At 70.5% G+C, this 25,342-nt stretch carries 19 protein-coding genes; 10 read left to right on the forward strand and 9 right to left on the reverse strand.

The genetic code is table 11. The features are described from left to right. Positions 1 to 69: 69 nt before the first annotated feature. The 3 genes from ACFY3C_RS33230 to ACFY3C_RS33240 form a co-directional block, all read right to left on the reverse strand. Positions 70 to 510 (reverse strand): hypothetical protein, encoded by a 441-nt coding sequence (locus ACFY3C_RS33230; protein ID WP_390773413.1) that lies wholly within the window; start codon positions 508 to 510, stop codon positions 70 to 72. Between the two features lie 221 nt (positions 511 to 731). Continuing rightward, the gene (gene ppdK / locus ACFY3C_RS33235; RefSeq protein ID WP_390773414.1) at positions 732 to 3,452 is read right to left on the reverse strand and encodes a pyruvate, phosphate dikinase; all 2,721 of its coding nucleotides are present in this window, start codon (positions 3,450 to 3,452) and stop codon (positions 732 to 734) included. Between the two features lie 417 nt (positions 3,453 to 3,869). After that, complete coding sequence (locus tag ACFY3C_RS33240; protein WP_386571983.1) at positions 3,870 to 5,090, reverse strand: ROK family protein; 1,221 nt, start codon at positions 5,088 to 5,090, stop codon at positions 3,870 to 3,872. A 120-nt stretch (positions 5,091 to 5,210) separates the two neighbouring features. Here ACFY3C_RS33240 and ACFY3C_RS33245 point away from each other — a divergent pair, with 120 nt between their 5' ends. The 3 genes from ACFY3C_RS33245 (at position 5,211) to ACFY3C_RS33255 (ending at position 10,806) form a co-directional block, all read left to right on the forward strand. Then, on the forward strand, positions 5,211 to 6,695 hold the full coding sequence (locus ACFY3C_RS33245; protein WP_390773415.1) for a hypothetical protein: 1,485 nt from the start codon (positions 5,211 to 5,213) through the stop codon (positions 6,693 to 6,695). After that, positions 6,692 to 8,629, forward strand: a complete 1,938-nt coding sequence (locus ACFY3C_RS33250; protein ID WP_386571980.1) for a glycogen debranching N-terminal domain-containing protein — start codon at positions 6,692 to 6,694, stop codon at positions 8,627 to 8,629. The genes ACFY3C_RS33245 and ACFY3C_RS33250 overlap by 4 nt, the downstream gene beginning before the upstream one ends. A 566-nt stretch (positions 8,630 to 9,195) precedes the next feature. Beyond that, positions 9,196 to 10,806 carry a sulfatase-like hydrolase/transferase gene (locus ACFY3C_RS33255; protein WP_390773445.1) on the forward strand — a complete coding sequence of 537 codons (1,611 nt, stop codon included), beginning with the start codon at positions 9,196 to 9,198 and terminating at the stop codon, positions 10,804 to 10,806. On the opposite strand, the gene dusB is transcribed toward ACFY3C_RS33255, so the two are convergent. Further along, entirely contained in the window at positions 10,807 to 11,949 is a 1,143-nt protein-coding gene (gene dusB / locus ACFY3C_RS33260) for a tRNA dihydrouridine synthase DusB (RefSeq protein WP_390773416.1), read from the reverse strand. Between the two features lie 82 nt (positions 11,950 to 12,031). On the opposite strand from dusB, the gene ACFY3C_RS33265 reads away from it, so the two are divergent. After that, complete coding sequence (locus ACFY3C_RS33265) at positions 12,032 to 13,483, forward strand: MFS transporter (protein ID WP_390773417.1); 1,452 nt, start codon at positions 12,032 to 12,034, stop codon at positions 13,481 to 13,483. Here the strand turns inward: ACFY3C_RS33265 and ACFY3C_RS33270 are convergent. Beyond that, on the reverse strand, positions 13,480 to 15,690 hold the full coding sequence (locus ACFY3C_RS33270) for a zinc ribbon domain-containing protein (protein ID WP_390773418.1): 2,211 nt from the start codon (positions 15,688 to 15,690) through the stop codon (positions 13,480 to 13,482). The genes ACFY3C_RS33265 and ACFY3C_RS33270 overlap by 4 nt on opposite strands. 276 nt (positions 15,691 to 15,966) lie before the next feature. On the opposite strand from ACFY3C_RS33270, the gene ACFY3C_RS33275 reads away from it, so the two are divergent. The 3 genes from ACFY3C_RS33275 to ACFY3C_RS33285 all read left to right on the forward strand — a co-directional run bounded on the left by ACFY3C_RS33275 (position 15,967) and on the right by ACFY3C_RS33285 (position 17,834). Then, entirely contained in the window at positions 15,967 to 16,191 is a 225-nt protein-coding gene (locus tag ACFY3C_RS33275) for a hypothetical protein (protein WP_390773419.1), read from the forward strand. 17 nt (positions 16,192 to 16,208) lie between these two features. Further along, positions 16,209 to 16,622, forward strand: coding sequence for a hypothetical protein (locus ACFY3C_RS33280; RefSeq protein WP_390773420.1), 414 nt, complete (start codon positions 16,209 to 16,211; stop codon positions 16,620 to 16,622). A 66-nt stretch (positions 16,623 to 16,688) separates the two neighbouring features. Next, complete coding sequence (locus tag ACFY3C_RS33285; RefSeq protein ID WP_390773421.1) at positions 16,689 to 17,834, forward strand: hypothetical protein; 1,146 nt, start codon at positions 16,689 to 16,691, stop codon at positions 17,832 to 17,834. A 90-nt stretch (positions 17,835 to 17,924) separates the two neighbouring features. Here the strand turns inward: ACFY3C_RS33285 and ACFY3C_RS33290 are convergent, their stop codons facing one another. Together ACFY3C_RS33290 and ACFY3C_RS33295 are read right to left on the reverse strand one after the other, a co-directional pair. Further along, on the reverse strand, positions 17,925 to 18,512 hold the full coding sequence (locus ACFY3C_RS33290; RefSeq protein ID WP_390773422.1) for a TetR/AcrR family transcriptional regulator: 588 nt from the start codon (positions 18,510 to 18,512) through the stop codon (positions 17,925 to 17,927). Positions 18,513 to 18,537: 25 nt separating this feature from the next. Beyond that, the gene (locus ACFY3C_RS33295; RefSeq protein WP_386571970.1) at positions 18,538 to 19,548 is read right to left on the reverse strand and encodes an aldo/keto reductase; all 1,011 of its coding nucleotides are present in this window, start codon (positions 19,546 to 19,548) and stop codon (positions 18,538 to 18,540) included. A 220-nt stretch (positions 19,549 to 19,768) separates the two neighbouring features. Between ACFY3C_RS33295 and ACFY3C_RS33300 the strand changes: the two genes are divergently transcribed. Continuing rightward, positions 19,769 to 20,821 (forward strand): chitinase, encoded by a 1,053-nt coding sequence (locus ACFY3C_RS33300; protein ID WP_390773423.1) that lies wholly within the window; start codon positions 19,769 to 19,771, stop codon positions 20,819 to 20,821. 36 nt (positions 20,822 to 20,857) lie between these two features. Here the strand turns inward: ACFY3C_RS33300 and ACFY3C_RS33305 are convergent, their stop codons facing one another. Next, positions 20,858 to 21,469 carry a LysE family translocator gene (locus ACFY3C_RS33305; protein ID WP_390773424.1) on the reverse strand — a complete coding sequence of 204 codons (612 nt, stop codon included), beginning with the start codon at positions 21,467 to 21,469 and terminating at the stop codon, positions 20,858 to 20,860. 194 nt (positions 21,470 to 21,663) lie between these two features. Here ACFY3C_RS33305 and ACFY3C_RS33310 point away from each other — a divergent pair, with 194 nt between their 5' ends. Next, on the forward strand, positions 21,664 to 22,776 hold the full coding sequence (locus tag ACFY3C_RS33310; RefSeq protein WP_390773425.1) for an endonuclease/exonuclease/phosphatase family protein: 1,113 nt from the start codon (positions 21,664 to 21,666) through the stop codon (positions 22,774 to 22,776). A 57-nt stretch (positions 22,777 to 22,833) separates the two neighbouring features. On the opposite strand, the gene ACFY3C_RS33315 is transcribed toward ACFY3C_RS33310, so the two are convergent. Beyond that, complete coding sequence (locus tag ACFY3C_RS33315; protein WP_386571966.1) at positions 22,834 to 24,216, reverse strand: glycine--tRNA ligase; 1,383 nt, start codon at positions 24,214 to 24,216, stop codon at positions 22,834 to 22,836. 161 nt (positions 24,217 to 24,377) lie between these two features. On the opposite strand from ACFY3C_RS33315, the gene ACFY3C_RS33320 reads away from it, so the two are divergent. Continuing rightward, positions 24,378 to 25,334, forward strand: coding sequence for a metal ABC transporter substrate-binding protein (locus ACFY3C_RS33320; protein WP_390773426.1), 957 nt, complete (start codon positions 24,378 to 24,380; stop codon positions 25,332 to 25,334). The last annotated feature ends 8 nt before the right edge of the window (positions 25,335 to 25,342 follow it).

The following is a 25,342-nucleotide window of genomic DNA, read 5'->3' on the forward strand; positions in this document are numbered from 1 at the left end:
TGACAGTGCCGTCGGGCAGCGAAAACGGGCGGCACCCGCGCACGGGGTGCCGCCCCGACGGGCCGTGTCTCAGAGTTCGGGGATCAGGCCGGGCTCGGCGCCCGGCGCCACGACGTCCTTGCGGACTGCGGTCACGAACCGTTCGATCTCCGCGACGAGGACCTCCCAGCCGACCGGTGAGGTCCAGGAGTCCGGCTCGGAGACGGAGCCGACCCGCCATCCCTCGGCGGACCCCAGGATCCGCACCTCGCCCACGTCCGCGTAGGACATCGAGTCGAACTCGAAATCCCCACGCTCACCGGCCGGCCGCCGCAGCCAGCCCACCAGGCTTCGCGCCAGCTCGGCCACCGGGAACAGCCCCTCCGCCATCACCACACGGCCCTCGTCCCGGATGGTCAGGTCGGCTTCGATGTCCACGAGGAGGAGGGCCGTGGGCGCCGTCTCGGGCCTCAGGCCGCGCCGATCCAGGTCCTGCGCCGCCAGGTTCTCGTACACGAACTTCACCGTCATCCAGCCCTCCCCACAGTCCAAGGGCCGCCGACTTGCAGGCCGTTCGAGCCGCAAACCCTAGCAAGCTGCTTCGCAAACGCCGGAGGGGCGCCACCCCCGCACAGGGTGGCGCCCCTCCTTTCGTGCGCCGGAGCCGCCGCCGATCGGTCTGAGGGTCGGGGACCGACGGCGGCTCCGGGGTCTGGGGAGGCCGGGCGCTGGGGCCGGGCCTCCGGCGGAGGTCAGCGGTGGTCGCTGCCCTCCGACTGGGTGGCCGCGCGGCCTGCCTCCAGGCGGGCGACCGGGATGCGGAACGGGGAGCAGGAGACGTAGTCCAGGCCGACCTCGTGGAAGAAGTGGACCGACTCGGGGTCGCCGCCGTGCTCGCCGCAGACGCCGAGCTTCAGGTCGGGACGGGTCTCGCGGCCCGCCTTCGCCGCCGCCTTCACCAGGGAGCCGACGCCGTCCTTGTCGATCGTCTCGAAGGGGCTGACGCCGAAGATGCCCTTCTCCAGGTAGGCCGTGAAGAACGAGGCCTCCACGTCGTCGCGGCTGAAGCCCCACACCGTCTGGGTCAGGTCGTTCGTGCCGAAGGAGAAGAACTCCGCCGCCTCCGCGATCTGGCCGGCCGTGAGGGCCGCTCGCGGCAGCTCGATCATCGTGCCGATCGCCAGCTTCAGCTGGGTGCCGGTGGCCGCCTCGACCTCGGCGATGACCTGGTCCGCCTCCTCGCGGACGATCTCCAGCTCCTGGACCGTGCCGACGAGCGGGATCATGATCTCGGCGCGCGGGTCGCCCTTGCCGTTCTTGCGCGCGGCCGCGGCCTCGGCGATGGCGCGGACCTGCATCGTGAACAGGCCGGGGATGACCAGGCCGAGGCGGACACCGCGCAGGCCGAGCATCGGGTTCTGCTCGTGCAGGCGGTGGACCGCCTGGAGCAGGCGCAGGTCGTTCTCGTGCGGCTCCTGGCGGGACTCGGCCAGGGCCACGCGGACCGACAGCTCCGTGATGTCGGGCAGGAACTCGTGCAGCGGCGGGTCGAGGAGACGGATGGTCACGGGCAGGCCGTCCATCGCCTCGAACAGCTCGACGAAGTCCTTCTTCTGCAGGGGCAGCAGCTCCTGCAGGGCGGCCTCGCGCACTTCCTCGGTGTCCGCGAGGATCAGCTTCTCGACCATCTCGCGGCGCTCACCGAGGAACATGTGCTCGGTGCGGCACAGGCCGATGCCCTGGGCGCCGAAGCGACGGGCGCGCAGCGCGTCCTCGGCGTTGTCCGCGTTGGCGCGCACCCGCAGGCGGCGCTTGCGGTCGGCGAAGGCCATCATGCGGTGCACGGCCTCGACCAGCTCGTCGGCGTCGTCGGCGCCCGGGTGCATCCGGCCCTCGAAGTACTCCACCACGGGGGACGGGACCACCGGGACCTCACCGAGGTACACCTTGCCGCTCGACCCGTCGATGGAGATCACGTCGCCCTCCTCGACGACGTGACCGCCCGGGACCGTCATCCGGCGGCGCTTGGTGTCGACCTCGAGCTCCTCGGCGCCACACACACAGGTCTTGCCCATGCCTCGCGCGACGACGGCCGCGTGGGAGGTCTTGCCGCCGCGGGAGGTCAGGATGCCCTCGGCCGCGATCATGCCGTCGAGGTCGTCGGGGTTGGTCTCCCGGCGGACCAGGATGACCTTCTCGCCCGAGCGGGACCACTTCACGGCGGTGTACGAGTCGAAGACCGCCTTGCCGACCGCGGCGCCCGGCGAGGCCGCGATGCCCCGGCCGACCTGCTCCGCCTTGGCGTGCTCGTCGAAGCGCGGGAACATCAGCTGCGCCAGCTGGGCGCCGGTGACGCGCTGGAGCGCCTCGGTCTCGTCGATCAGGCCCTGGTCCACCAGCTGGGTGGCGATGCGGAAGGCGGCACCGGCGGTGCGCTTGCCCACGCGGGTCTGGAGCATCCAGAGCTGGCCGCGCTCGATGGTGAACTCGATGTCGCAGAGATCCTTGTAGTGGTTCTCCAGGGTCTCCATGATCTGCATGAGCTGGTCGTACGACTTCTTGTCGATCGACTCCAGCTCCGCGAGCGGGACCGTGTTGCGGATGCCCGCGACCACGTCCTCACCCTGGGCGTTCTGGAGGTAGTCGCCGTAGACGCCCTGGTGGCCGGAGGCGGGGTCGCGGGTGAAGGCGACGCCGGTGCCGGAGTCGGGGCCGAGGTTGCCGAAGACCATGGAGCAGACGTTCACGGCCGTGCCCAGGTCACCGGGGATGCGCTCCTGGCGGCGGTACAGTTTGGCGCGGTCGGTGTTCCACGAGTTGAAGACCGCCTCGATGGCGAGGTCCATCTGCTCGCGCGGGTCCTGCGGGAAGTCCCGGCCGGCCTCGGCCTTGACGATCTTCTTGAACTTGGTGACCAGCTTCTTCCAGTCGGCCGCTTCGAGGTCCGTGTCCACGGTGACCTTCTTGGCCGCCTTGGCCGCCTCGAGGGCCTCCTCGAACAGCTCGCCGTCGACGCCGAGAACGGTCTTGCCGAACATCTGGATGAGACGGCGGTAGGAGTCCCACGCGAACCGGTCGTCGCCGGCCTGCTTGGCCAGGCCCTGCACCGACTTGTCGGAGAGGCCGATGTTCAGGACGGTGTCCATCATGCCGGGCATGGAGAACTTCGCGCCGGAGCGGACGGAGACCAGCAGAGGGTTGTCGGCCTGGCCGAGCTTCTTGCCCATGTTCCGCTCAAGGGCGTCGAGGTGCGCACTCACCTCGTCACGCAGTGCCGCGGGCTCCTCGCCGCTCTCCAGGTAGACCTTGCAGGCCTCCGTGGTGATGGTGAAGCCGGGAGGGACCGGAAGACCCAGGTTGGTCATCTCGGCGAGGTTGGCACCCTTGCCGCCGAGGAGGTCCTTGAGGTCCTTGTTGCCCTCGGTGAAGTCGTAAACGAACTTCGCTACGTGGGGTTCTTTGTTTTCCGACACGGGTCTCGACTCCTTGAGGCCGCGGTGGCTGCCCTGACGGCCAGGAACATACCCAGATCAAAGGCGTCTGGGTACGTCCACTTGTGCGTCATGGGCCTGTAACCAGTCGTCCGCCAGCGGATCGAAAGTCAAAGCTTGACAAGCTAAGCGCGGCTGATGTTTTCACTTCTTGAAGGCAACCAGGCCCACAGGGCCACTTTTCCGCTCAGATGAGCGCACCTACAGCACATCTGATTTCGATCGATGAACGATCAAGGGGTGGCACCGAGTGCCACCCCTTGGAGAAGTGCAGTCGCCCATGATCCGCTCATCTGAGCGCAACCCTTATCAAGGGTGGCGAGAATCACGCTGCCACAGGAGACCGGATTTCACCATGCGGACGGCTTCTGAGACCGAAAACAGACCGAAACGCACACGTCACACGCCCAGCGCGAGAAGCCGCGCCTCCACCCGCTCCGGCGCGTACAGATGCTCCACGACCAGCGCCCCGGCCCCCAGCAGCCCGGCCCGCTCACCCAGCCGGGACGTCACGACGTCCAGGTGGGCCGTGGAGCGGGGCAGCGCCCGCTGGTAGAGCAGCTCCCGGACACCGGTGAGGAAGGGGGTTCCGGCCAGATCCCCGGCGATCATCAGGACGCCCGGATTGAGCAGGGTCACGACCGTCGCCAGCACGTCCCCGACCCGGCGCCCGGCCTCCCGGGCCAGCGCGGCCGCCTCCGGGTGCCCGGAGGCCAGCAGGTCCCGTACGTCCGAGCCGGACGCGGCCGGCACCCCGGACTCGGCCAGCCGCCGGGCCACGGCGCCGCCGCTGGCGACGGCGGCGAGACAGCCGTACGAACCGCACCGGCACAGCGCCTCGGCGCCCACCCGGATGTGCCCGATGTCGCCTGCCCCGCCGTCGACGCCGCGGAAGATCGAGCCGTCGACCACAACTCCGGCGCCGATACCCGTGGAGACCTTGACCAGCACGAACGCCGAGCAGTCGGGGTATCCGGTGCGCTGTTCGCCGTAGGCCATGAGGTTGGCGTCGTTGTCCACCAGGACCGGCACCGCGGGGGCGCCGGTGTGCTCGGTGAAGGCGCGGGAGAGGCGGCCCCGTATGTCGTAGCCGTCCCAGCCCGGCATGATCGGCGGCTGCACCACCCGGCCGCTCTCGCTGTCCACCGGCCCGGGCACCGCGAGCCCTATGCCGCACACCTCCTCCGCCCGGTGCCCCGCCTTGATCAGCAACTCCCCGAACCAGCGGCCGAGTTCACCCAGGACGACCTCGGGTCCGTCCTCGACGACCAGGGTGCCGGAGTGTTCGGCGAGGATCTCGCCGGTCAGGGTGAGGACGGCCGCCCGGGCGTGCCGGGTGTCGAGGTCGGCGGCGAGCACGACCGCGTGGGCGTCGTCGAACTCCAGGGTGATGGAGGGGCGCCCGCCGAGCGGCGAGTCGACCGGGCCGCCGGCGCCCTCGCGCAGCCAGCCGGCCCGGAACAGCCGGTCGAGGCGCTGGCCGACGGTGGCGCGGGAGAGTCCGGTGGCCTGCTGGAGCGCGCCGCGGGTCACGGCTCGTCCGCTGCGCACCAGTTCGAGCAGATCGCCGGCGCTGGCCTGACTGCCACTCTTGCCTGCCCTGCCGGGCCGTCCGGTCATGCGCACCCCCTTGTGTTTCTCAAGTTTGCCTTACATATTGAGTTTTGCGTGTTAAATAGACGTAACCCTGCGGTAGCACCAACCAAACCAGGTCGGCCGGACATCTTCGGGGAGCCCCGAGTGGATCGCACTGCCCAGCTCACTGCCCGTGTCACGGAGCGCGAGATCGCATACGATCCGCCCGCCGCGTACACGTCCCTGCATGTCAGGGCGGCCGGGGTGCTGGAGGCGAGCTGGACGGGCAGCTCGACCGTGCCCTCCCGGAGCCTGTATCCGCACCAGTGGTCGTGGGACTCGGCGTTCATCGCGATCGGCCTCAGGCACCTCTCGCCGCTGCGGGCGCAGACGGAGCTGGAGACGCTGCTGGCGGCCCAGTGGGGCGACGGGCGCGTCCCGCACATCGTCTTCAACCCCTCTGTACCGCTCGACGCGTACTTCCCGAGCCCCGACTTCTGGCGCTCCTCGACCGCGGGGCGTGCTGCGGGCGCCCCGCGCACCGTACAGACCTCCGGCATCGTGCAGCCACCGGTGCACGCGCTGGCGGCCTGGCTGGTGCACTGCGCCGACCCCGGCCTGTCGCGGGCGCGCGGCTTCCTCGCGGGGGTGTATCCGCGGCTGGCCGCCTGGCACCGGTATCTGCTGCACCGGCGGGACCTGGGCGGGGGCGGTCTGGTGTCCGTCGTGCACCCCTGGGAACAGGGCATGGACAACAGCCCCTGCTGGGACGCTCCGCTGGCCCGCGTCACCCCGGCCCCGGCCCGCTCCTTCCGGCGCGCCGACCTCGACCACGGCGCCGCCGAGGACCGGCCGACGGATCTGGACTACGGGCGGTACGTGCGGCTGGCCACGGACTACCGGGACGCCGGGTATGCCGACGGGGCAGACAGGGGGGCGGCCCGCAGGGCCTCGGTCGAGGGCGGTGGTGGGCGACGGGCGGGCGAGTTCGCCGTCGAGGACCCGGCGTTCAACGCCCTCCTCATCGCCTCCGAGCACGCGCTGGCCCGGATCGCCGGGGAACTGGGCGCGCCCGGCACCGCCCGCCACGCGCGCGCCGAACGGCTGACGGCGGCCCTGGTCGACCGGCTGTGGGACCCGGCGAGCGGGATGTTCCTGTGCCGGGACCTGCGGGGCGGCGGGCTGGTTCCCGAGCGCAGCGTCTCCGGCCTCGTCCCGCTCCTCCTCCCCGGCCTTCCGCGCGATCTGGTCGCGACCCTCGTCCGTACCCTCGGCGGCCCGCACTTCGGGCTCGGCAGCGACACCAGGCTGGTGCCGAGCTACGACCTCCTCGGCGAGGCCTTCGATCCGCACCGGTACTGGCGCGGCCCGGCGTGGTTCAACACGAGCTGGCTGCTGGAGCGCGGGCTGCGCACACACGGCGACCGGGAGCGGGCCGACGCGCTGCGGGAGGCGGTGCTGAGCCTCGCCGGAGCCACCGACTTCGCCGAGTACGTCGACCCGTACACCGGCGAGGCATGCGGCGCGACCGGCTTCGGCTGGACCGCCGCACTCGCACTCGACCTGCTCCACCGACCCGTGGGACACGGCGTGTCCCCCACGGGCCCCGGCACGTTCGACAGAAGTGACAAGGGAGGGGACCGGGCATGACGGACCGGCATCATCTGCTCGTGCACGGGGCGACGTTCGCCGCCGTGGGCGACCGGGGCGACATCAGCGGAGTGCGGGGCGGCGGCGCCCCGGACGGGTTATTCGTACGGGACGCCCGGCACCTCAGCCGCTGGCAGCTCACCGTCGACGGCGCGGTGCCCGAGGTGCTCACGCCGGTCACGGACGGCGACACGACCCGGTGTGTGCTGGTGCCGCGCGGCGGCCGGCAGGAGCCGCCCGCACACACCCTCTTCCGTGAACAGGCCGTCGGCGACAGCTCGTTCGTCGAGTCCCTGCGGGTGACCAGCAACCGCCCCACGCCCACCACCGTCCGGCTCGCCATCACCGCCGACGCCGACTTCACCGACCAGTTCGAGCTGCGCTCCGACCACCGCACCTACGTCAAGGCCGGCGCCGTACGCTCCCGCCACGTCCTCGACGACGGCATCGAGTTCGCCTACCGGCGAGCGGAGTGGCGCTCTTGTACGACCATCACGGCCGACCCCGCGCCCGACGCCGTCGAGGAGACCGGCACCGGCGCCCGCCGCCTGGTGTGGACCCTGGACCTGGAACCCCACGGCACGACCGAGCTGATACTGCGCGTCATGGCCCGCCCGCACGGCGACAAGCGGGCCCTGCGCGTGCCGCGCTCCCCCGCCTCCGTGAACGAGCAGGTCCTCGCGCTGGAGGAGAGGTTCGTGGAGGGCGTGGCCTTCCCGACCGGCTGGCCGGAGCTGGCGGCGGCCTGTGCCCGCGGCCTGTCCGACCTGGCCGCACTGCAGGTCCCGGCGACCGGACCGGACGGCGAGGAGCTGCGCGTCCCGGCGGCGGGCGCCCCCTGGTTCCTCACCCTGCTCGGCCGGGACGCCCTGCTCACCGCCCTGTTCACCCTGCAGTACCGCCCTCAGCTGGCCGCGGCCGTGCTGCCCGCGCTGGCCGCCACCCAGGCGACCGGGACCGGCGTGTCCAGGGTCGCCCAGCCCGGCAAGATCGTGCACGAGGTGCGGCACGGCGAGCTGGCGCACTTCGGGCAGGTGCCGTTCGGGCGGTACTACGGCTCGGTCGACGCGACCCCGCTGTTCCTGATCCTGCTCGGGGCGTACGTCGAACAGACCGGGGACGCCGTCCTGGCCCGCCGCCTCGAACCGCACGCCCGCGCGGCGATCGGCTGGATGCTGGACCACGGCGGGCTGACCTCGCGCGGCTATCTCGTCTACCGCGCCGACGAGGGCGGCCTCGCCAACCAGAACTGGAAGGACTCCCCCGGCGCGATCTGCTGGTCCGACGGCACCCGGCCCACCGGCGCGGTGATGGCGGCGGGCGCCCAGGGCTACGCGTACGACGCACTGCGCCGCACGGCGTGGGTGGCGCGCACGGTGTGGGGCGACGAGACGTACGCCGCCCTGCTGGAACAGGCGGCGGCCGACCTCCGGGACCGCTTCCAGCGGGACTTCTGGATGGAGGATCGGTCCTTCCCGGCACTCGCGCTGGACGGGGAGGGCCACCAGGTCGACGCGCTGGCGTCGGACGCGGGGCATCTGCTGTGGTCGGGGCTGCTGGACAAGGAGTACGGCGAGGTCGTCGGCCGGCGGCTGCTGGAACCGGACTTCTTCTCCGGCTGGGGCGTCCGCACCCTCGCCTCCGGCCAGCCGGCGTACCACCCGCTCTCCTACCACCGGGGCTCGGTCTGGCCGCACGACAACGCGCTGATCACGCTGGGCCTGGCCCGCTACGGCCTGCACGACGAGGCCCGGACGGTGGCGCACGCCCTGGTCGACGCGGCGACGGCCGCCGGACACCGGCTGCCCGAGGTGCTGGCGGGGTACGGCCGCGACACCCATCCCGAGCCGGTCCCCTACCCGCACGCGTGCATCCGCGAATCCCGCTCGGCGGCGGCACCGCTCGCGCTGCTCACGGCGGTCGGAGGGGCCTAGTCGCGGCAGGAGAAGGGACTTTGACCGGGCGTTTGCCCGGTGTTTGCCGAGGGCCGTGAACAGCGGACTCGGGCGGGCCGTACCGGATGACGGCGGGCCAGGCGGGCCGGGGTTTCCCCGGCCCTGTCCAGCCTCCCCAGCGTGGCCCGCCGACTCCGTCACGGGTCTCGCACGGAAGGACCTCCGGGTTGCCTCAGCACACGAGCACGCGCCAGTCATCGGGTACGGCAGGGGGAGCCGAGGCTGTCCTCGACGAACGGGACGACGAACGGGACGAGGAGCGAAGGCCGGCGGCGAAAGCCGTCGGCACCACGGAGGCCGCGGAGGACAGCTCCGAAGAGGCCGCACCGGTGGTCGAGGTCGCGGACTCCATAGCCGAGGAGCCCACCGCAGCGGAAACCCTGGCGGAAGCGCCCAAGGAGCCCGTCGAGGAACCCACCGCGGAAGCCGCTGAGGAACCCACCGAAAACGGCACCCCCCGCCCCACCCGCCGCAGTTGGGCGGCCTGGTCCGCGCGGACGCGGCGCTGGCGGGAGGCACACCCCACCGCCGCCCAGGTCCTCTCCGTGAGCGTCAACGTGCTGGCCACGCTCCTCGTCGTCGCCGCGCTCGTGATGCCCAACAGCGTCGTCCGGCTCGGGCCCGAGAAGTTCCTGCGCATACCCGGAGAGGCCGTCATCGGCGCCGCGCTGATGCTGGCTCTGCCCCGCCGGCCCCGGATCGTGCTGGCCGCCGTGTCCGGGGTCGCGCTCGGCGCGATGACCGTGCTGAACCTGCTCGACATGGGGTTCAACCAGTACCTCGGCCGCAGCTTCAACCTCGTCCTCGACTGGAGCCTGCTCGGCGACGCGCAGTCGTACCTGGAGGACTCGCTGGGCCGCACGGCCACCCTCGCCGCCACCGCCGGTCTGATCGCCGTGATCCTGCTGCTGTTCGTGCTGCTCGCGCTGTCCACGGTCCGGCTGAGCAACCTCCTCGCCCGGCACACCGGCACCGCGACCCGCGGCACGCTGATCGCGGGCGTCGTCTGGATCACCTGCTCCTCGCTCGGCCTGCAGATCTCCGGCGTGCCGATCGCCTCGGACCGCACCGCCACCGCCGTGAAGATCCAGGCCCGCCGGGTGGCGGACACCCTGCGGGACGAGGCGGAGTTCCAGAAGGTGGCCAAGGTGGATGCCTTCGGCAACACCCCGCCCTCCCAGCTCGTGCCCGACCTGCGCGGCAAGGACATGGTCTTCACGTTCATCGAGAGCTACGGCCGCAGCGCCGTCGAGGACCCGATCATGGCGCCCGGCGTCGACAGCACCCTGGACGCCCGCACCAAGGCCCTCGCCAAGGCCGGCTACCACGCCAAGAGCGGCTGGCTGACCTCGGCGACCTACGGCGGCAGCAGCTGGCTCGGCCACTCCACCACGCTGTCCGGACTGTGGATCAACAACCAGCAGCGCTACCGGACCGTCATGGCGAGCGACCACCTCAGCCTCACCAAGGCCTTCAAGAAGACCGGCGCGTGGAACACGGTCGGTGTGATGCCGGGCGTGCAGAAGGCCTGGCCGGAGCAGAGCTTCTACGGCCTCGACAAGGTCTACAACGCCTTCGAACTCGGCTACAAGGGACCGAAGTTCAGCTGGTCGACCATGCCGGACCAGTACGCGCTGGAGCAGTTCCAGCAGCGGGTGCACGGCCAGAAGCACGACAAGCCGATGATGTCGGAGATCATCCTGACCTCCAGCCACCAGCCGTGGGCGCCGATCCCGAAGATGGTCGGCTGGGACCAGTTGGGCGACGGCTCGGTCTTCAAGGGCATCCAGGCGGCGGGCAACAAGCCGGCGGACGTCATCGCCGACACCACCAAGTCCCGCGAGGAGTACGGCAAGTCGATCCAGTACTCGGTGACCGCGCTGACCGAGTGGCTGGAGCGCTACGGCACCGACGACACCGTGCTCGTCTTCCTCGGCGACCACCAGCCGATCGCCCGGGTCAGCGGCAACCACGCCAGCCGTGACGTGCCGATCTCGATCGTCGCCAAGGACCCGAAGGTCCTGGACAAGATCGCCGGCTGGGGCTGGACGGACGGCCTGCGCCCCGCGCACAGCGCCCCGGTCTGGAAGATGAGCGCGTTCCGCGACCGCTTCCTGACGGCGTACGGATCCACCCCGCACCCGAAGCGGGGTTGATCAGCCTCCGGAGGTGTCCAGCTCGGCGTCCTCGCTGACGCCCGCGCAGTCGTACGGGTCCTTCAGCCAGCCGTCCGGCAGCACCACTCGGTTGTTGCCGGACGTGCGGCCGCGGGGGCCGTCCGCGCCGGTCGGCCAGGGCTGTTCGAGGTCCAGCTCGTCCAGGCCGGCCCGCAGCTCCTCCAGCGAGGACGTGATCGCGAGGCGCTTGCGCATCTCCGAGCCGACCGCAAAGCCCTTCAGGTACCAGGCGACGTGCTTGCGGAAGTCGATGACGCCCCGCGCCTCGTCGCCGATCCACTCCCCGAGCAGGGTGGCGTGGCGGACCATGATGTCGGCCACCTCGCGGAGGGTGGGCCGCTCAATGTCCTCCGTACGGCCTTCGAACGCGGCCACCAGGTCGGAGAAGAGCCAGGGCCGGCCCAGACAGCCCCGCCCGACGACCACGCCGTCGCAGCCCGTCTCCCGCACCATCCGCAGCGCGTCCTCGGCCGTCCAGATGTCGCCGTTGCCGAGCACCGGGATCTCCGGGACGTGCTCCTTCAGGCGGGCGATGGCGTCCCAGTCGGCGGTGCCGCCGTAGTGCTGGGCGGCCGTGCGGCCGTGCAGGGCGATCGCCGTCACCCCCTCCTCGACGGCGATGCGGCCGGCGTCGAGGTAGGTGATGTGGTCGTCGTCGATGCCCTTGCGCATCTTCATGGTGACGGGGAGGTCCCCGGCGCCGGTGACGGCCTCGCGGAGGATGGCCCGCAGCAGGTTCCGCTTGTACGGCAGAGCCGAGCCACCGCCCTTGCGCGTCACCTTCGGGACCGGGCAGCCGAAGTTCAGGTCGATGTGGTCGGCGAGGTCCTCCTCCGCGATCATGCGGACGGCCTTGCCGACGGTCGCCGGGTCGACGCCGTACAGCTGGATCGAGCGCGGCTTCTCACTCGCGTCGAAGTGGATCAGCTGCATGGTCTTCTCGTTGCGCTCGACCAGCGCCCGGGTCGTGATCATCTCGCTCACGAACAGGCCCTTGCCGCCGCTGAACTCCCTGCACAGGGTGCGGAAGGGCGCGTTGGTGATGCCGGCCATGGGGGCCAGCACAACGGGCGGCTGCACGATGTGCGGGCCGATCTGCAAGGGCGACTCGGGCGTGGGCATTGCCCCATTGTCGCGTATCGGCAAAGATCATGTAACAGTCATTAGTTAGCCGCACTATTGAAATCGGCGTACGATGGGCCGCATGCCGGAGCTGAGCCACCGCCGACGTCTGCTCATCCTCGCGATCTGCTGCATGAGCCTGCTGATCGTGAGCCTCGACAACACCGTCCTGAACGTGGCGCTGCCCTCGCTGCAGCGGGACCTGGACGCCCCCACCTCCGGCCTGCAGTGGACGATCGACGCCTACACGCTGGTGCTGGCCTCGCTGCTGATGCTCGCGGGCTCCACGGCCGACCGGATCGGCCGCCGGAAGGTGTTCATGGCGGGCCTGGTCGTCTTCTCGATCGGCTCCCTGCTGTGCTCGCTCGCGCCGAGCCTGGAACTGCTGGTCGTCTTCCGCATGGTCCAGGCGGTCGGCGGCTCGATGCTCAACCCGGTCGCCATGTCGATCATCACCAACACCTTCACCGACGCACGCGAACGCGCCCGCGCGATAGGCGTCTGGGGCGGCGTGGTCGGCATCTCCATGGCGGCCGGACCCCTCGCCGGCGGTCTGCTGGTGGAGTCGGTCGGCTGGCGCTCGATCTTCTGGGTCAACCTCCCGGTCGGCCTCGCGGCCCTGCTGCTCACCCTGCGCTTCGTCCCCGAGTCCCGCGCGCCCAAGGCCCGCCGCCCCGACCCGGTCGGCCAGGTGCTGGTGATCGCCCTGTTCGGCTCGCTGACGTACGCGATCATCGAGGCACCGGACTCCGGGCTCGGCACGGTCCTCCCCTTCGCCGCGGTGGCCTGTGCCGCGCTGCTGGCACTGCTCCGGTACGAGCCCCGGCGCGCCGAACCCCTCATCGACCTGCGCTTCTTCCGCTCCGCTCCGTTCAGCGGGGCCACCGTGATCGCGATCAGCGCCTTCGCCGCGCTCGGCGGCTTCCTGTTCCTGTCCACGCTGTATCTGCAGAACGTGCGCGGCCTCGACGCGCTGCACGCGGGCCTGTGGATGCTGCCGATGGCCGGGCCGACGTTCCTGTGCGCGCCGCTGTCCGGACGGCTGGTGGGCAGCCGGGGGCCGCGGGTGCCGTTGCTGGTGGCCGGCGCCGCGATGACCGCGAGCGGGGTGCTGTTCGCCGCGTTCGAGGCGGAGACCTCCGATGCCATGCTGTTCGCCGGGTATGTGCTGTTCGGGATCGGGTTCGGGTTCGTGAACGCGCCGATCACGAACACGGCGGTGTCCGGCATGCCGCGGGCTCAGGCGGGGGTCGCGGCTGCGGTTGCCTCCACCAGCAGGCAGTTGGGGCAGACGCTGGGCGTGGCGATCGTGGGAGCGGTGCTCGCCGCGGGGGTCGGCTCGTCGCCGTACAAGGACACGTTCGTGTCGGCGGCCCGGCCCGGCTGGTGGATTCTGACGGCGTGTGGGGTGGCCGTGCTTGTCCTTGGGTGGGTGAGCAGTGGGCGGTGGGCCCGTAGGACTGCTGAGCGTACGGCCGAGATGCTGGAGTCGGCTGAGGTGCGGCAGGTTGTGGGGGCTTCGGAGCGCGCCTAACTCCCCAGTGCCAGCTCGTACAGCTTCTCCAGGCGCTGTCGCGCCTCCTCGTTCTTCGGGGAGTAGGTCACCATCCTCGCCCCCACCTCAGGCCCCAGCCACAGATCCGTGTGTTCCAAGGTCAGGTGGCCCACGTACGGGTTGACGAACTCCTTCGTCTTGGTGCGGGCTGGCCCCGGGTGCCTGGAGCGTCTCTGATCGGCTTGGGTTTCCTGGGTGATCCTGGGTGTTCGGGATCGCTCGGGAGGGTGACTCGGCCGTCCCCGGATGGGGGTGGTGTGGGCGTGGCGGTGGAAGCCTGCCCCGAGTCTGGCCCCGTCCGGCCGGTGTGGCCGTGCGGGGGTGCCGATCGTGTTCGGTCCCTGCTGCCTTCTCCGCTCCTGGCTGGAGTGTGTCGGGTGCGTGGGGGTCCGCCCCGCCGGACGCTGTCCACCCGGCCGTGCCGTGGAGGCATGGTGGCCGGGTGGGGCGGGGGCCTTGCGCCGCTTCCCGGGCACAGGGCATCTGTTCGTGGGGCCGCTCTTGGTGCGGTCCCGGGTCTGGAGTTGGACCCAGCTTTCCCGGTCCAGGGCCTCGGTCACGGTGCGGATCAGATACGTCCCGCTGGTGCGGTCGAGGCTGGTCTTGTGCTGGTGGGTCAGGCCGCGGGCGCCGATTCTCTGCCAGGCGGCGTTGTCGCGGCCGGTGCTGTACCCGCAGGCGGTGTTCGGGCAGGTCGCCCAGGCCCAGCCCGCCGCCCGGTCGTTGGGGGCCTTGTGGTGGCGGAATTCGCCCAGGCACCGGGGGCAGTACTTCGAGGTGCCCCGGGGCGGGACGATGACCACCGTGATGCCGTGGGCGGCGGCCCGGTGGCGCAGATGGGTGACGATCGCGCCGCGCACGGTCTGGGACAGGCGGGTGTTCAGCGTGCGGCCCTTGCCGCGCGCCTCCATGTCCCGCAGGTCCTCGAGGTAGATGACGCTCGCCCCGACAGCGATCGCGGTATCGGTCATGAAGCGGGCGGCGGCCCTGGCGAGCGCCGCATTCAGCCGGGTGCGGCGAGCGGCGATGCGGTCCCGCTCGGTCTCAAGGAGGGCGAGTTTCGCCACCAGGTGCGGACTGGGACGCTCACCGCGGTCCTCGCGGGAGGCGATCAGAGTGCGCAGGCGGTCGATGCGGGCGCCGATGCGCTCGCCCAGGATGCGCAGCCGGTCGGCCTTGGCCAGCACCCCGGCCGCGCGGAAGAACACGGGGCGGGCGTCGGTCAGCACCCGCGGCTGGGTCTCGTCGGTCAGGCGGAGGGTGCCGCCGGTGAGCAGGGTGTTCAGGCCCCAGTCGAACGCCACCGCGGTGCGGTGTCCGGCCCGCTGCGGTTTCGCCACGGCGAGCGCGTAGGGCACATCGAGGAGGAGGCGGCCCTGGCGGATGCGCAGGGTCGGCGGGCACAGCACCGCGTGGGCAGGCACGTGGGGTGGCAGCCGGAACCGTATCCGGACCGGATGCCAGTCGGCCCGGGTGGCGGGAGCGGGCCGCACCGGCAGCCGCAGGCTCAACACCGCGTAGCGGGCCGGGTCTTCAGGGCAGCGCTGAAGCGTGGCGAGCTGCTTGTCGACCGCCGCGAGCACCACCTGCCCACCCCCACCCGGCGCCTGCTCACACTCGGTCAGGCCCGCCGGCAGCCGCCGGTGGCGGGCCTGGAAGGCGGCGATCTGCCGGGTCCTGGCCAGCAGTACAGCACCGGGCACGACCTCGCCCTCGGGCAGCACGACGCGCAGCGCCTGCCACTCCGCCTCGGTGCGCCGGGCGGGATCGGCGGGCCAGGTAGCCAGCAGCGCGGCGGTGACCTCGGCCCGCCACCAGGCCGACCGCAGCACCCGCCCCGCCTGCTCCTGCACGATGCGCACCACCCGGTCCGGCACATACACGCCCTCCGGAAGGGTCACCGTCCAGCCCAGACGCCGCAACGCCATCCACCCCTGAGACGGCAACGATGCGCCCGCCGGGTCGACGCCGGAGGCGAGCTGGGCCAGATCGGCCCCGTTCCAGTGCTCGCGCACCACGGCCGCCACCAAGGCCTCGACGAGCCCGGTCAGCCAGCCCGCCCGCGTCACCAAGGCCGCCTCGTCCAGCTGCTCCCCAGTCGTCGTATCCACACCACGCACGGCACGGGCGCAGGCCGCCGCGACCTGCTGCACCTCCCCCTCGCCCAGCACCACCTTCCGCCGCACACCCCACCCCCTTACACACCCCGCACCAACCCGACGATCACACCAACGATCAAACCTCCATCCGGGTTACGCACCCCCGTACGACGCTTCTGTGGAACCAGCGAAAACCCAGAAAACCCAGGCCAATCGATCCACTGTTGACGGACCCTGCGGCTGCCCCGCGCGGTCGGCTGAGCCGGGACACAGCTTGGCCAACTCGCCGTGAACCTCTCCCTGTCGATGTTGGTCCTGCTGCACACTCCTGCCGTCGAGGTGTGCCGGACGCGGGGAGGCGTCATGCCGCAGGACAACAGCACGAGCAAGGTCAGCCGCTGGGACCAGCACGGCCGGGAGCACGTGGTCCGGGTGCAGCGCACGGGTGTGCAGCGCACGATCAGATGCGACACCTGCGGCTGGCGCAAGAGCGCCCAGTTCCTGCCCTGGCTGAAGGCGGAGGAACATCTGGCCGAGGCCCATCAGGCGACGGTGGACCCGGCGGGCAGCGGGCAGCCGCCCCGCTGACGGACCGGGCACGGGCGATGACTTCCGGCGGTGGGGGCCTCGTCTCGACGGCCGACGACTGCCTGGCCTTCGCCCGCATGCTGCTGGTCACCGACGAGGCGAACGGCCGGCGCCTGCTGTCGCCCACCTCGGCGGGCCGCATGCAATCACATCAGCGCCAGCGGGAGATCGGCCGCCTCTTCCTGCAGGGTCAGGGCTGGGGCTACGGCGGCCGGGTCGACGTCACCCCGGCCGAGCCCTGGAACGTGCTCGGCCGCTACGGCTGGGTCGACGTCACCGGCACCACGGCCCACCTAGTCCCGGCCACCGGCACGGTCAAGCTGCTCCTCACCCAGGTGGGGATGGCCGATCCGACATTGACGCCGCTGATGCGGGACTTCTGGCGGAGCACGGCGGGCGGTTCCAACACCGTTACCGGTGAAGCTCGTTAGGCTGACCGGGGACGGTGGCAACCGCGGCCATCGTGGGGCGGCGAAGCGGGTCGAAAGCAGGTGCGCATGGGGGAACGGCTACGACTGGCCGATGTCGAACACCTTCCGACGGACGAGCTCGAAACACTGATCAGCGACCGTTTCGACAACCTCGTCACCGCAGCCGTCGCGGAAGCCACCAATGGCTACATTCCGCAGCGCACCCGCCGACTGCTGCGGAAGGCGGAATGGCGACTGGACTGGCAGGACGCGTTGCTCTGCGCCTGCGGAGAACTCCAGGTCGCCACCGAACGGATGCGCTATACCGGCGACCCGCGTCTGGAGGTCACCGAGCGCCGACTGCGTCGCGTGCGGCTCCGCACCAACGAGGCCGGTGTCCTGGTCAAGAAGCTGCGCCGCACCGACTTCCACAACAGCACGGAACGCAAGAGCGGAACGAGCTCCCGCCTGACCGCCGAGGGCTGGCTACGGAACGCGTTTCCGGACGAATACGCGGAGCTTCTGCACCAGGAGCGTGCTCGACGGAACGTGGACGACGTACCCAAGGACCCCTCGTTCCGCGACGTGTACGAGCAGATCGAGTACGCCTGGGCACGCGGTCGGCTCACTGCGCCGCGCACCGCGGACGTCGACGCCCTGCTCGCCGCTACCGACACCCACACAAGACTCGCCGCGGCCGACGACGCCAAGGACCAGGAAGGACGCAACCCGGCGCTGCGGCATCCGCTACTGCTGGGACGCTGGGAGAGCGCCCTGGCGGAGCTGGGCGAGATGACGGTGAAAGCGGCTCGCGCCCAGACTCCGCACGCGTTGGGAACCCTCCCGGACGACTTCTACGCGCTCCCCCCGGCGGAGGCGACCGGGGTGCTCAACGCCCGCCGGTTCCTCGCGGCGGTCCAGCAGCGGCGCCTGGAGTGCAAGCGGTACGTCCGCCAGATCACCCAGGCACTGCGCGAGCGAGCGCGCGAACAGCCGCAGGTGATCGCCCTGACCGAGGCCAAGGCGGAAGCCAGCCGGCTCCTGGTGGAACGGCACCCGTCCGAGTACGCCTTCATCCGTGCCGTGCTGCGCCCGTACGAGGAGCGCGACGGCTTCCTCCCCCTGTCACTCGTTTCCGGTGCCCGGCGTGCCGCCATTAAGCAACACGTCGTGGCAGCCCTGGCAGACGGCACCTGGACGCACCAGCCGACGGATTCACCGTGCCGCCCCTGATGACCCCCTGCAGCGGCCAGGGCACGGTGAACGAGCCGGGATCCTCGCTGGGCAAGGGCGGGACAGCAGGATCAGACCAGCGTCTTGAGGCTAGGGCCGCAGGCCCCGCACCAGCAGATCCACCACCGCGGTGAACTCCTCCTCGACCCCGGGCTGCTCCCACTCACGGGCGTAGCACGGGTCGTGGAAGCGGCCCGTGGCCTGGAAGACCGCGCGGGCGGCGGCGGCCGGATCGGGGGCGGTGAAGACGCCGACGGCGACACCGTCCTGGATGATCCGGGTGAGCTGGCCCGTCAGGTCGGTGATGTGCTCGCCGACCGCCATGCCGTTCTCGTCGGCCAGCACCGTGTAGGTGGCGAACAGTTCGGGGTCGTCGCCGGCCTTGTGCCGCTTGGCCTCGAACAAGGCCCCAAGCCAGGCCCGCAGCCGGTGCTCGGGGGTGCTGCCCGCGGTGACGATGTCGGCGAGCTGCTCCGACGTCCGGTCCAGCCACCGCTTGGTCACCGCCTCGCGCAGCGCCGCCTTGGTACGGAAGTGCCGGTAGACGCTGCCGTGGCTGACGCCGAGCGCGCGGGCCACGTCGACCACGGTGGCCTTGGCCGGGCCGTGCCGGCGCAGCACCTCCTCGGTCGCTGCGAGGATGCGCTCGGCGGTCAGGGTCTCGGTGGGCGGTGCCATGCCTAGACCGTACCGGGCGCCATGGTCAGCGCTCGCTGTCGAGGTGGGCCATGGCGGCGGCCGGGTAGCGGTCGCCGGCCGCGGCGTCCGCCGGTACGGCCTGCTCGATCGCCGTCAGGTCGGCCTCGTCCAGGGTCACGTCCAGCGCGCCCAGCGACTCGCTCAGCCGCTCGCGGGTGCGGGCGCCGATCAGCGGCACGATGTCCTCGCCGCGGGAGAGCACCCAGGCGATGGCGATCTGCGCGACCGTCACGCCCTTCTGCTCGGCGATCTTGCGGAGTGCGTCGACCAGGTTCAGGTTGTGCTGGAGGTTGTCGCCCTGGAAACGGGGCGAGTAGGCGCGGAAGTCGTTCGCCGCCAGCTGCCGGTCGCGGGGGAAGTGGCCGGAGATCAGGCCGCGGGAGAGGACTCCGTACGCGGTGACGGAGATGCCCAGTTCACGGGTGACCGGCAGGATCGACGCCTCGATGCCGCGGGAGATGAGGGAGTACTCGATCTGCAGGTCCGCGATCGGCGCGGTGGCGGCGGCCCGCCGGACGGTCTCGGCGCCGACCTCGCTCAGGCCGACGTGTCGGACGTATCCCTGCTCGATCAGTTCGGCGATGGCGCCGACGGTCTCCTCGATCGGCACGTCCGGGTCGAGGCGGGCGATCCGGTAGACGTCGATGTGGTCGACGCCGAGGCGCTGCAGGGAGTAGGCGGCGAAGTTCTTCACCGCGGCGGGGCGGCCGTCGTAGCCGGTCCAGTCGCCGTCGGGGCCGCGCAGGGCGCCGAACTTCACGCTGACCTGTGCCTGCTCGCGCCGGGCGGCGGGCGCGGAGCGCAGGGCCTCGCCGATCAGCATCTCGTTGTGGCCCATGCCGTAGAAGTCGCCGGTGTCCAGCAGCGTCACGCCGGCCTCCAGGGCGGCGTGGATGGTCGCGACGGACTCCGCGCGGTCGGCGTCGCCGTACAGCGCGGACATGCCCATGCAGCCGAGGCCGAGGGCGGAGACCTGGGGGCCGGTGGTTCCGAGGGTTCGGGTTCGCATCGTCATGCCCTCCACCTTGCCATGACAGATGACAGATTTCAATATCTGTCAGTCCATACTTGTCAGCCCTCGCCGACCCTCCCCGGATCGCCAGTTGGCCCCAGCTTGGTCCAGACCTATTGACGAGAGGTCTGGACCACATGCACTGTCATGGACAGCACACCCCCACGCATGACGCACCGACATGCCTACGACACCTCACCGCACCCCCACCGGGAGGATCCGCATGCTCCGCCGCACGCTCAGGCTGCTCACCGCAGCGCTCACCACGGCCGTCCTCGCCCCCCTCGCGGTCGCCGCCGCTCCCACCGCCTCGGCCGCCGACACCTGCGCCGTGAAGTCCCGCCCGGCCGGAAAGGTGCTCCAGGGCTACTGGGAGAACTGGGACGGCTCGGCCAACGGCGTCCACCCGCCCTTCGGTTGGACCCCCATCACCGACTCCCGCATCCCCGCGCACGGCTACAACGTCGTCAACGCGGCCTTCCCGGTGATCCGTTCGGACGGCACGGCCCTGTGGGAGGACGGCATGGACAGCGGCGTGAAGGTGGCCACGCCCGCGGAGATGTGCGCGGCCAAGGCGTCCGGCCAGACCATACTGCTGTCGATCGGCGGCGCGGCGGCCGGCATCGACCTCTCCTCCAGCGCGGTCGCCGACCGGTTCGTGGCGACCATCGTCCCGATCCTGAAGAAGTACAACTTCGACGGCATCGACATCGACATCGAGACCGGTCTGGTCGGCAGCGGGAACATCGCCCAGCCGTCCGCGTCCCAGGCCAACCTGATCCGCATCATCGACGGCGTTCTCGCCCGGATGCCGTCCAACTTCGGCCTGACGATGGCCCCGGAGACCGCCTATGTCACCGGCGGCAGCATCACCTACGGCTCGATCTGGGGCGCGTACCTGCCGATCATCAAGAAGTACGCGGACAACGGCCGGCTGTGGTGGCTGAACATGCAGTACTACAACGGCAGCATGTACGGCTGCTCGGGCGACTCCTACTCGGCGGGCACCGTCGCGGGCTTCACCGCCCAGACCGACTGCCTCGACAAGGGCCTGGTGGTGCAGGGCACGACCGTCAAGGTGCCGTACGACAAGCAGGTGCCGGGCCTGCCGGCGCAGTCGGGCGCGGGCGGCGGCTACATGTCACCGTCCCTGGTCTCCCAGGCCTGGAAGCACTACGGCAGTTCGCTCAAGGGCCTGATGACCTGGTCGATCAACTGGGACGGATCGAAGAACTGGACCTTCGGCGACAACGTGAAGGCGCTTCAGGGCCGCTGACGACCCTGCTGCGCCATCAGCTCCGGCAGCCGCCTTTCAGCGGGCGGTGAGGGCGAGTTTGGCGCCGAGTGCGAGGAAGGACCCGGCGAAGCTCCGTCGCAGCCAGGCCATGACCCTGGGCCGGGACGTGACGTGACGGCGCACGGAGGCGGCCAGCACCCCGTACAGGGCGAAGACGACGAAGGTCAGCAGCATGAAGACGCCGCTCAGGACCAGCATGCGCGGGAGCGCGTGCGGCTCGTCGGGGCTGACGAACTGGGGCAGGAAGGCGAAGAAGAAGATCGTCAGCTTGGGGTTGAGCAGATTGATCAGCACGCCCCTGACGATCACCTGCGTCGCCGACCGGGGCCCGCTGTCCCGTTCGACGACGATCGCCTCCTTGTCCCGCAGCGTCGCCCACGCCATGTACAGCAGATAGGCCACACCGGCGTACTTGAGGATCTGGAAGGCGGCCGCGCTCGCGTTCAGCAGCGCGGCGAGCCCGGTGACGGTGGCGAGGACGTGCGGCACGATCCCGAGCGCACAGGCGAACGCGGCGACCACGCTCGCCCGGCGGCCGTGGGACAGGGCGGCGGCGAGGGTGTAGACGACGCCGGTACCCGGGGTGGCGACGACCACCAGGGTGGTCAGCAGGAAGGCAAGGCTCATGAGGCCACCCTGGTGACCCGGGTGATCCCCGGACAGAGCCAATCCCGGGCCTTCATGGAGGACCAATTCGAAAGGACCGGCTCCGTTGGACACGGTTCGGCGGGGCTCGGAGAATGGGAGTGCCGGCGCGCAGTCTCTCAGGCGGCGCCTGCCGTCGGCCGTGCGGTGCTCATGCGCCGCCGGGGAGGCCCGCGATGAGCATCCGTATCGCCACCTTCAACATGGAGAACCTCTTCCGCCGGCCCACGGCCTTCCGCCTCTCGAACCCGGCCGATCGCGAGGACGTCCTCGGTGACTTCGCCAAGTTGGTCACTCTCCTCGACCTGCCGGTGTATCAGGACGCCGACAAGGCGGAGATCGCCCGGCTCATCACGAAGTACCGGGCGTTCGGCATCGACCCGCAGGACCCGCCGCTGATCTTCATCAACCAGTCTCGCCCGGGCAAGGGCTCCGGGTTGTTCAAGACGTCCGGGTCGGGGAAGAACACCACGGTCGAGGTCACCGCCAAGGGCCGTGCCGCATGGGCCGGTTGGGCCGAACTGGGACAGGACGACCTGGACCTGGACACGGTGCGCAACACCGGGCGGGTGGTGTCGGAGGTCGACGCCGACATCCTGCTCACCGTGGAGGTCGAGGACCGGCTCGCCCTGGAGCGTTTCAACACGCAGGTCCTTCAGGGGGCGCTCGGCAGGCGGCCGTACCCCTACAACCTGCTGATCGACGGCAACGACCCCCGCGGCATCGACATCGGGATCTTCAGCCGGCACCCGATCACGTCCGTCCGGACCCACGTCTTCGACACCCACCCGGAACGCCCCGACCAGCGCCTCTTCAGCCGTGACTGCCCCGAGTTCGAGATCCAGCTCGACGGCACGCCGCTCGTGATCCTCGGCAATCACCTCAAGAGCAAGTCCCATGACGACCCGGACCTGCGGTTGGCCCAGGCGAGGCAGGTCGTGGAGATCTATCGCGCCGCGCTGGAGCGTACCCCGCACGTCGTGGTCGCCGGGGACCTCAACGACGAGCCGAACAGCGCGCCGGCCGTGGAGCTGGGGGAAACCGATCTGCGGGACGTGATGACGCACCACGCCTATCGCGGGCTGCCCGGCACCCACGGGGACTGCAAGAGCGAGCGCGACAAGCTCGACTACCTGCTGCTCCCGCCGCCGCTGTGGCCCGAGGTGCAGCACGTCGGGCTGGAGACCCGCGGCCTGTTCGCGGAGGGCATCAAGTCCTTCGACACCGTCACGTCGAAGGGCAACGCGGCCTCCGACCACGCGGCGCTGTTCGTGGACCTGGACCTGTGAAACACAGCGGTGCCGGGCCCCTGTGGACAGGGGCCCGGCACCGGGACGAGCTGTGGGTCAGCAGCCCAGCAGGCGGCTGGCGAGGTAGCCCTCGATCTGGTCCAGCGAGACACGCTCCTGCTTCATCGTGTCGCGCTCGCGGACCGTCACCGCGTTGTCCTCGAGCGTGTCGAAGTCGACGGTGACGCAGTACGGCGTACCGATCTCGTCCTGGCGACGGTAGCGGCGGCCGATGGCGCCGGCGTCGTCGAACTCGATGTTCCAGTGCTGGCGCAGCGCCTGGGCGAGACCCTTGGCCTTCGGGGACAGCTCGGGGTTGCGGGACAGCGGGAGCACCGCGGCCTTCACCGGGGCCAGGCGGTGGTCCAGGCGCAGCACGGTGCGCTTCTCCATCTTGCCCTTGGCGTTGGGCGCCTCGTCCTCGACGTAGGCGTCGAGCAGGAAGGCCAGCATCGTGCGGCCGACGCCGGCCGCGGGCTCGATGACGTACGGAGTCCAGCGCTCGCCGGCCTCCTGGTCGAAGTAGGAGAGGTCCTGGCCGGAGGCCTTGGCGTGGGCGCCGAGGTCGTAGTCGGTGCGGTTGGCGACGCCCTCCAGCTCGCCCCACTCGCTGCCGCCGAACTGGAAGCGGTACTCGATGTCGGCGGTGCGCTTGGAGTAGTGGGAGAGCTTCTCCTGCGGGTGCTCGTACCAGCGCATGTTCTCCTCACGGAGACCCAGGCCGGTGTACCAGTTCCAGCGCTGCTCCATCCAGTATTCCTGCCACTTCTCGTCCTCGCCCGGCTTGACGAAGAACTCCATCTCCATCTGCTCGAACTCGCGGGTGCGGAAGATGAAGTTGCCGGGCGTGATCTCGTTGCGGAAGGACTTGCCCATCTGGGCGATGCCGAACGGCGGCTTCTTGCGCGAAGTGGTGTGCACCTGGGCGAAGTTGGTGAAGATGCCCTGGGCGGTCTCGGGACGCAGGTAGGCGACGGAGCCGGAGTCCTGGGTCGGGCCGAGGTGGGTGGAGAGGAGACCCGAGAACTGCTTGGGCTCGGTGAACTGGCCCTTGTTGCCGCAGTTCGGGCAGTTGATGTCGGCCAGGCCGTTCGCCGGGGCGTGGCCCTTCTTCTCCTCGTACGCCTCTTCCAGGTGGTCGGCGCGGAACCGCTTGTGACACGAGGTGCACTCGGTCAGCGGGTCGGTGAAGGTGGCGACGTGGCCCGAGGCGACCCAGACCTCGGAGGCCAGGATGACGGACGAGTCGATACCGACGACGTCCTCGCGCGACGTCACCATGTAGCGCCACCACTGGCGCTTGATGTTCTCCTTGAGCTCGACACCCAGCGGTCCGTAGTCCCAGGCGGCACGCTGTCCGCCGTAGATCTCACTGCAGGGGAAAACGAAGCCACGGCGCTTGCTCAGGCTGACGATGGTGTCGATCTTGTCGGCGGCCACGGTGCTCTCTTCATTACGACGACGGGCGTTGAAGCGAGATGCTTCCAGCGAATGATTCAGGTTACCGGCGCAGCCTCCCCCACGGCCAAATCGGCCCCCCACCTTGAGCCTCTCACAAGCCTTGTTGACAACGGTTTCCATGTTTGTTGAAAATGACTGTCATGAACGTACGACGACAGCTCATACCCGCGGTGGCGACGACCGCGGTCACCGCCCTCGGCCTCGCCACCCTCTCCGCCTGCTCCGGCGCGAGCGCCGCGGGCAACACGAGCAAGTTCGACGTCGTCGCGTCGTTCTATCCGATGGCCTTCCTCGCCGAGCGGATCGGCGGCAGCCACGTCCACGTCACCACGCTGACCACCCCCGGCCAGGAACCGCACGACCTGGAGATCAGCCCGCAGCAGATCGCCGGTCTCGAGGAGTCCGACGCGGTCCTGTACCTGAAGAACCTCCAGCCCTCCGTCGACGCCGCGGTGGCCCAGTCCCCGGTGCGGACGAAGATCGACGCGGCCTCGCTGACCACGCTGGAGGAGCACGGCAACGAGGTCGGCGGCCACGCGGCCGCGCACGACACGCACGAGGGCGAGGAGTCCGGCGGCAAGGACCCGCACCTCTGGCTCGACCCGGTGCGCTACGCCCAGGTCGCCGAGGGCGTCGGCAAGGCCTTCGAGAAGGCCGACCCGGACCACGCGGCCGACTACCGGAAGAACACCGCGGCGCTGGTCAAGAAGCTGGACGACCTGAACACGCGGTTCAAGGACGGCCTCGCGAACACGAGGACCAAGGTCTTCATCACCACGCACGCCGCCTTCGGCTACCTCGCCGAGCGCTACGGCCTCACCGAGGAGGCCATCAGCGGCCTCGACCCCGAGTCGGAGCCCAGCGCCGCGCGCGTGAAGGACCTGGAGACGATGGCCAAGGCAGACGGCGTCACCACCGTCTTCTACGAGACGCTCGTCAGCGGCAAGACCGCGAAGACCGTCGCGGGTGACGCGGGCCTGAGGACGGACGTCCTCGACCCGATCGAGGGCATCACGAAGAAGTCCCGGGGCACCGACTATTTCTCGGTCCAGGAGGCCAACCTCAAGGCCCTCCAGCAGGCCCTGGGCGCCAAGTGACCGGCACG

This window comes from Streptomyces sp. NPDC001410 (genome assembly GCF_042895235.1).
Classification (GTDB): domain Bacteria; phylum Actinomycetota; class Actinomycetes; order Streptomycetales; family Streptomycetaceae; genus Streptomyces.

What these genes read in the sequence shown, in the direction of transcription:
- ACFY3C_RS33280 (WP_390773420.1), top strand. Translation starts at nt 16,209, where the DNA reads ATGACTTCCGGCGGTGGGGGCCTCGTCTCGACGGCCGACGACTGCCTG.
- ACFY3C_RS33275 (WP_390773419.1), top strand. Translation starts at nt 15,967, where the DNA reads ATGCCGCAGGACAACAGCACGAGCAAGGTCAGCCGCTGGGACCAGCAC.
- ACFY3C_RS33310 (WP_390773425.1), top strand. Translation starts at nt 21,664, where the DNA reads ATGAGCATCCGTATCGCCACCTTCAACATGGAGAACCTCTTCCGCCGG.
- ACFY3C_RS33290 (WP_390773422.1), bottom strand. Translation starts at nt 18,512, where the DNA reads ATGGCACCGCCCACCGAGACCCTGACCGCCGAGCGCATCCTCGCAGCG.
- ACFY3C_RS33295 (WP_386571970.1), bottom strand. Translation starts at nt 19,548, where the DNA reads ATGACGATGCGAACCCGAACCCTCGGAACCACCGGCCCCCAGGTCTCC.
- ACFY3C_RS33240 (WP_386571983.1), bottom strand. Translation starts at nt 5,090, where the DNA reads ATGACCGGACGGCCCGGCAGGGCAGGCAAGAGTGGCAGTCAGGCCAGC.
- ACFY3C_RS33300 (WP_390773423.1), top strand. Translation starts at nt 19,769, where the DNA reads ATGCTCCGCCGCACGCTCAGGCTGCTCACCGCAGCGCTCACCACGGCC.
- ACFY3C_RS33265 (WP_390773417.1), top strand. Translation starts at nt 12,032, where the DNA reads ATGCCGGAGCTGAGCCACCGCCGACGTCTGCTCATCCTCGCGATCTGC.
- ACFY3C_RS33230 (WP_390773413.1), bottom strand. Translation starts at nt 510, where the DNA reads ATGACGGTGAAGTTCGTGTACGAGAACCTGGCGGCGCAGGACCTGGAT.
- dusB (WP_390773416.1), bottom strand. Translation starts at nt 11,949, where the DNA reads ATGCCCACGCCCGAGTCGCCCTTGCAGATCGGCCCGCACATCGTGCAG.
- ACFY3C_RS33305 (WP_390773424.1), bottom strand. Translation starts at nt 21,469, where the DNA reads ATGAGCCTTGCCTTCCTGCTGACCACCCTGGTGGTCGTCGCCACCCCG.
- ACFY3C_RS33250 (WP_386571980.1), top strand. Translation starts at nt 6,692, where the DNA reads ATGACGGACCGGCATCATCTGCTCGTGCACGGGGCGACGTTCGCCGCC.
- ACFY3C_RS33320 (WP_390773426.1), top strand. Translation starts at nt 24,378, where the DNA reads ATGAACGTACGACGACAGCTCATACCCGCGGTGGCGACGACCGCGGTC.
- ACFY3C_RS33285 (WP_390773421.1), top strand. Translation starts at nt 16,689, where the DNA reads ATGGGGGAACGGCTACGACTGGCCGATGTCGAACACCTTCCGACGGAC.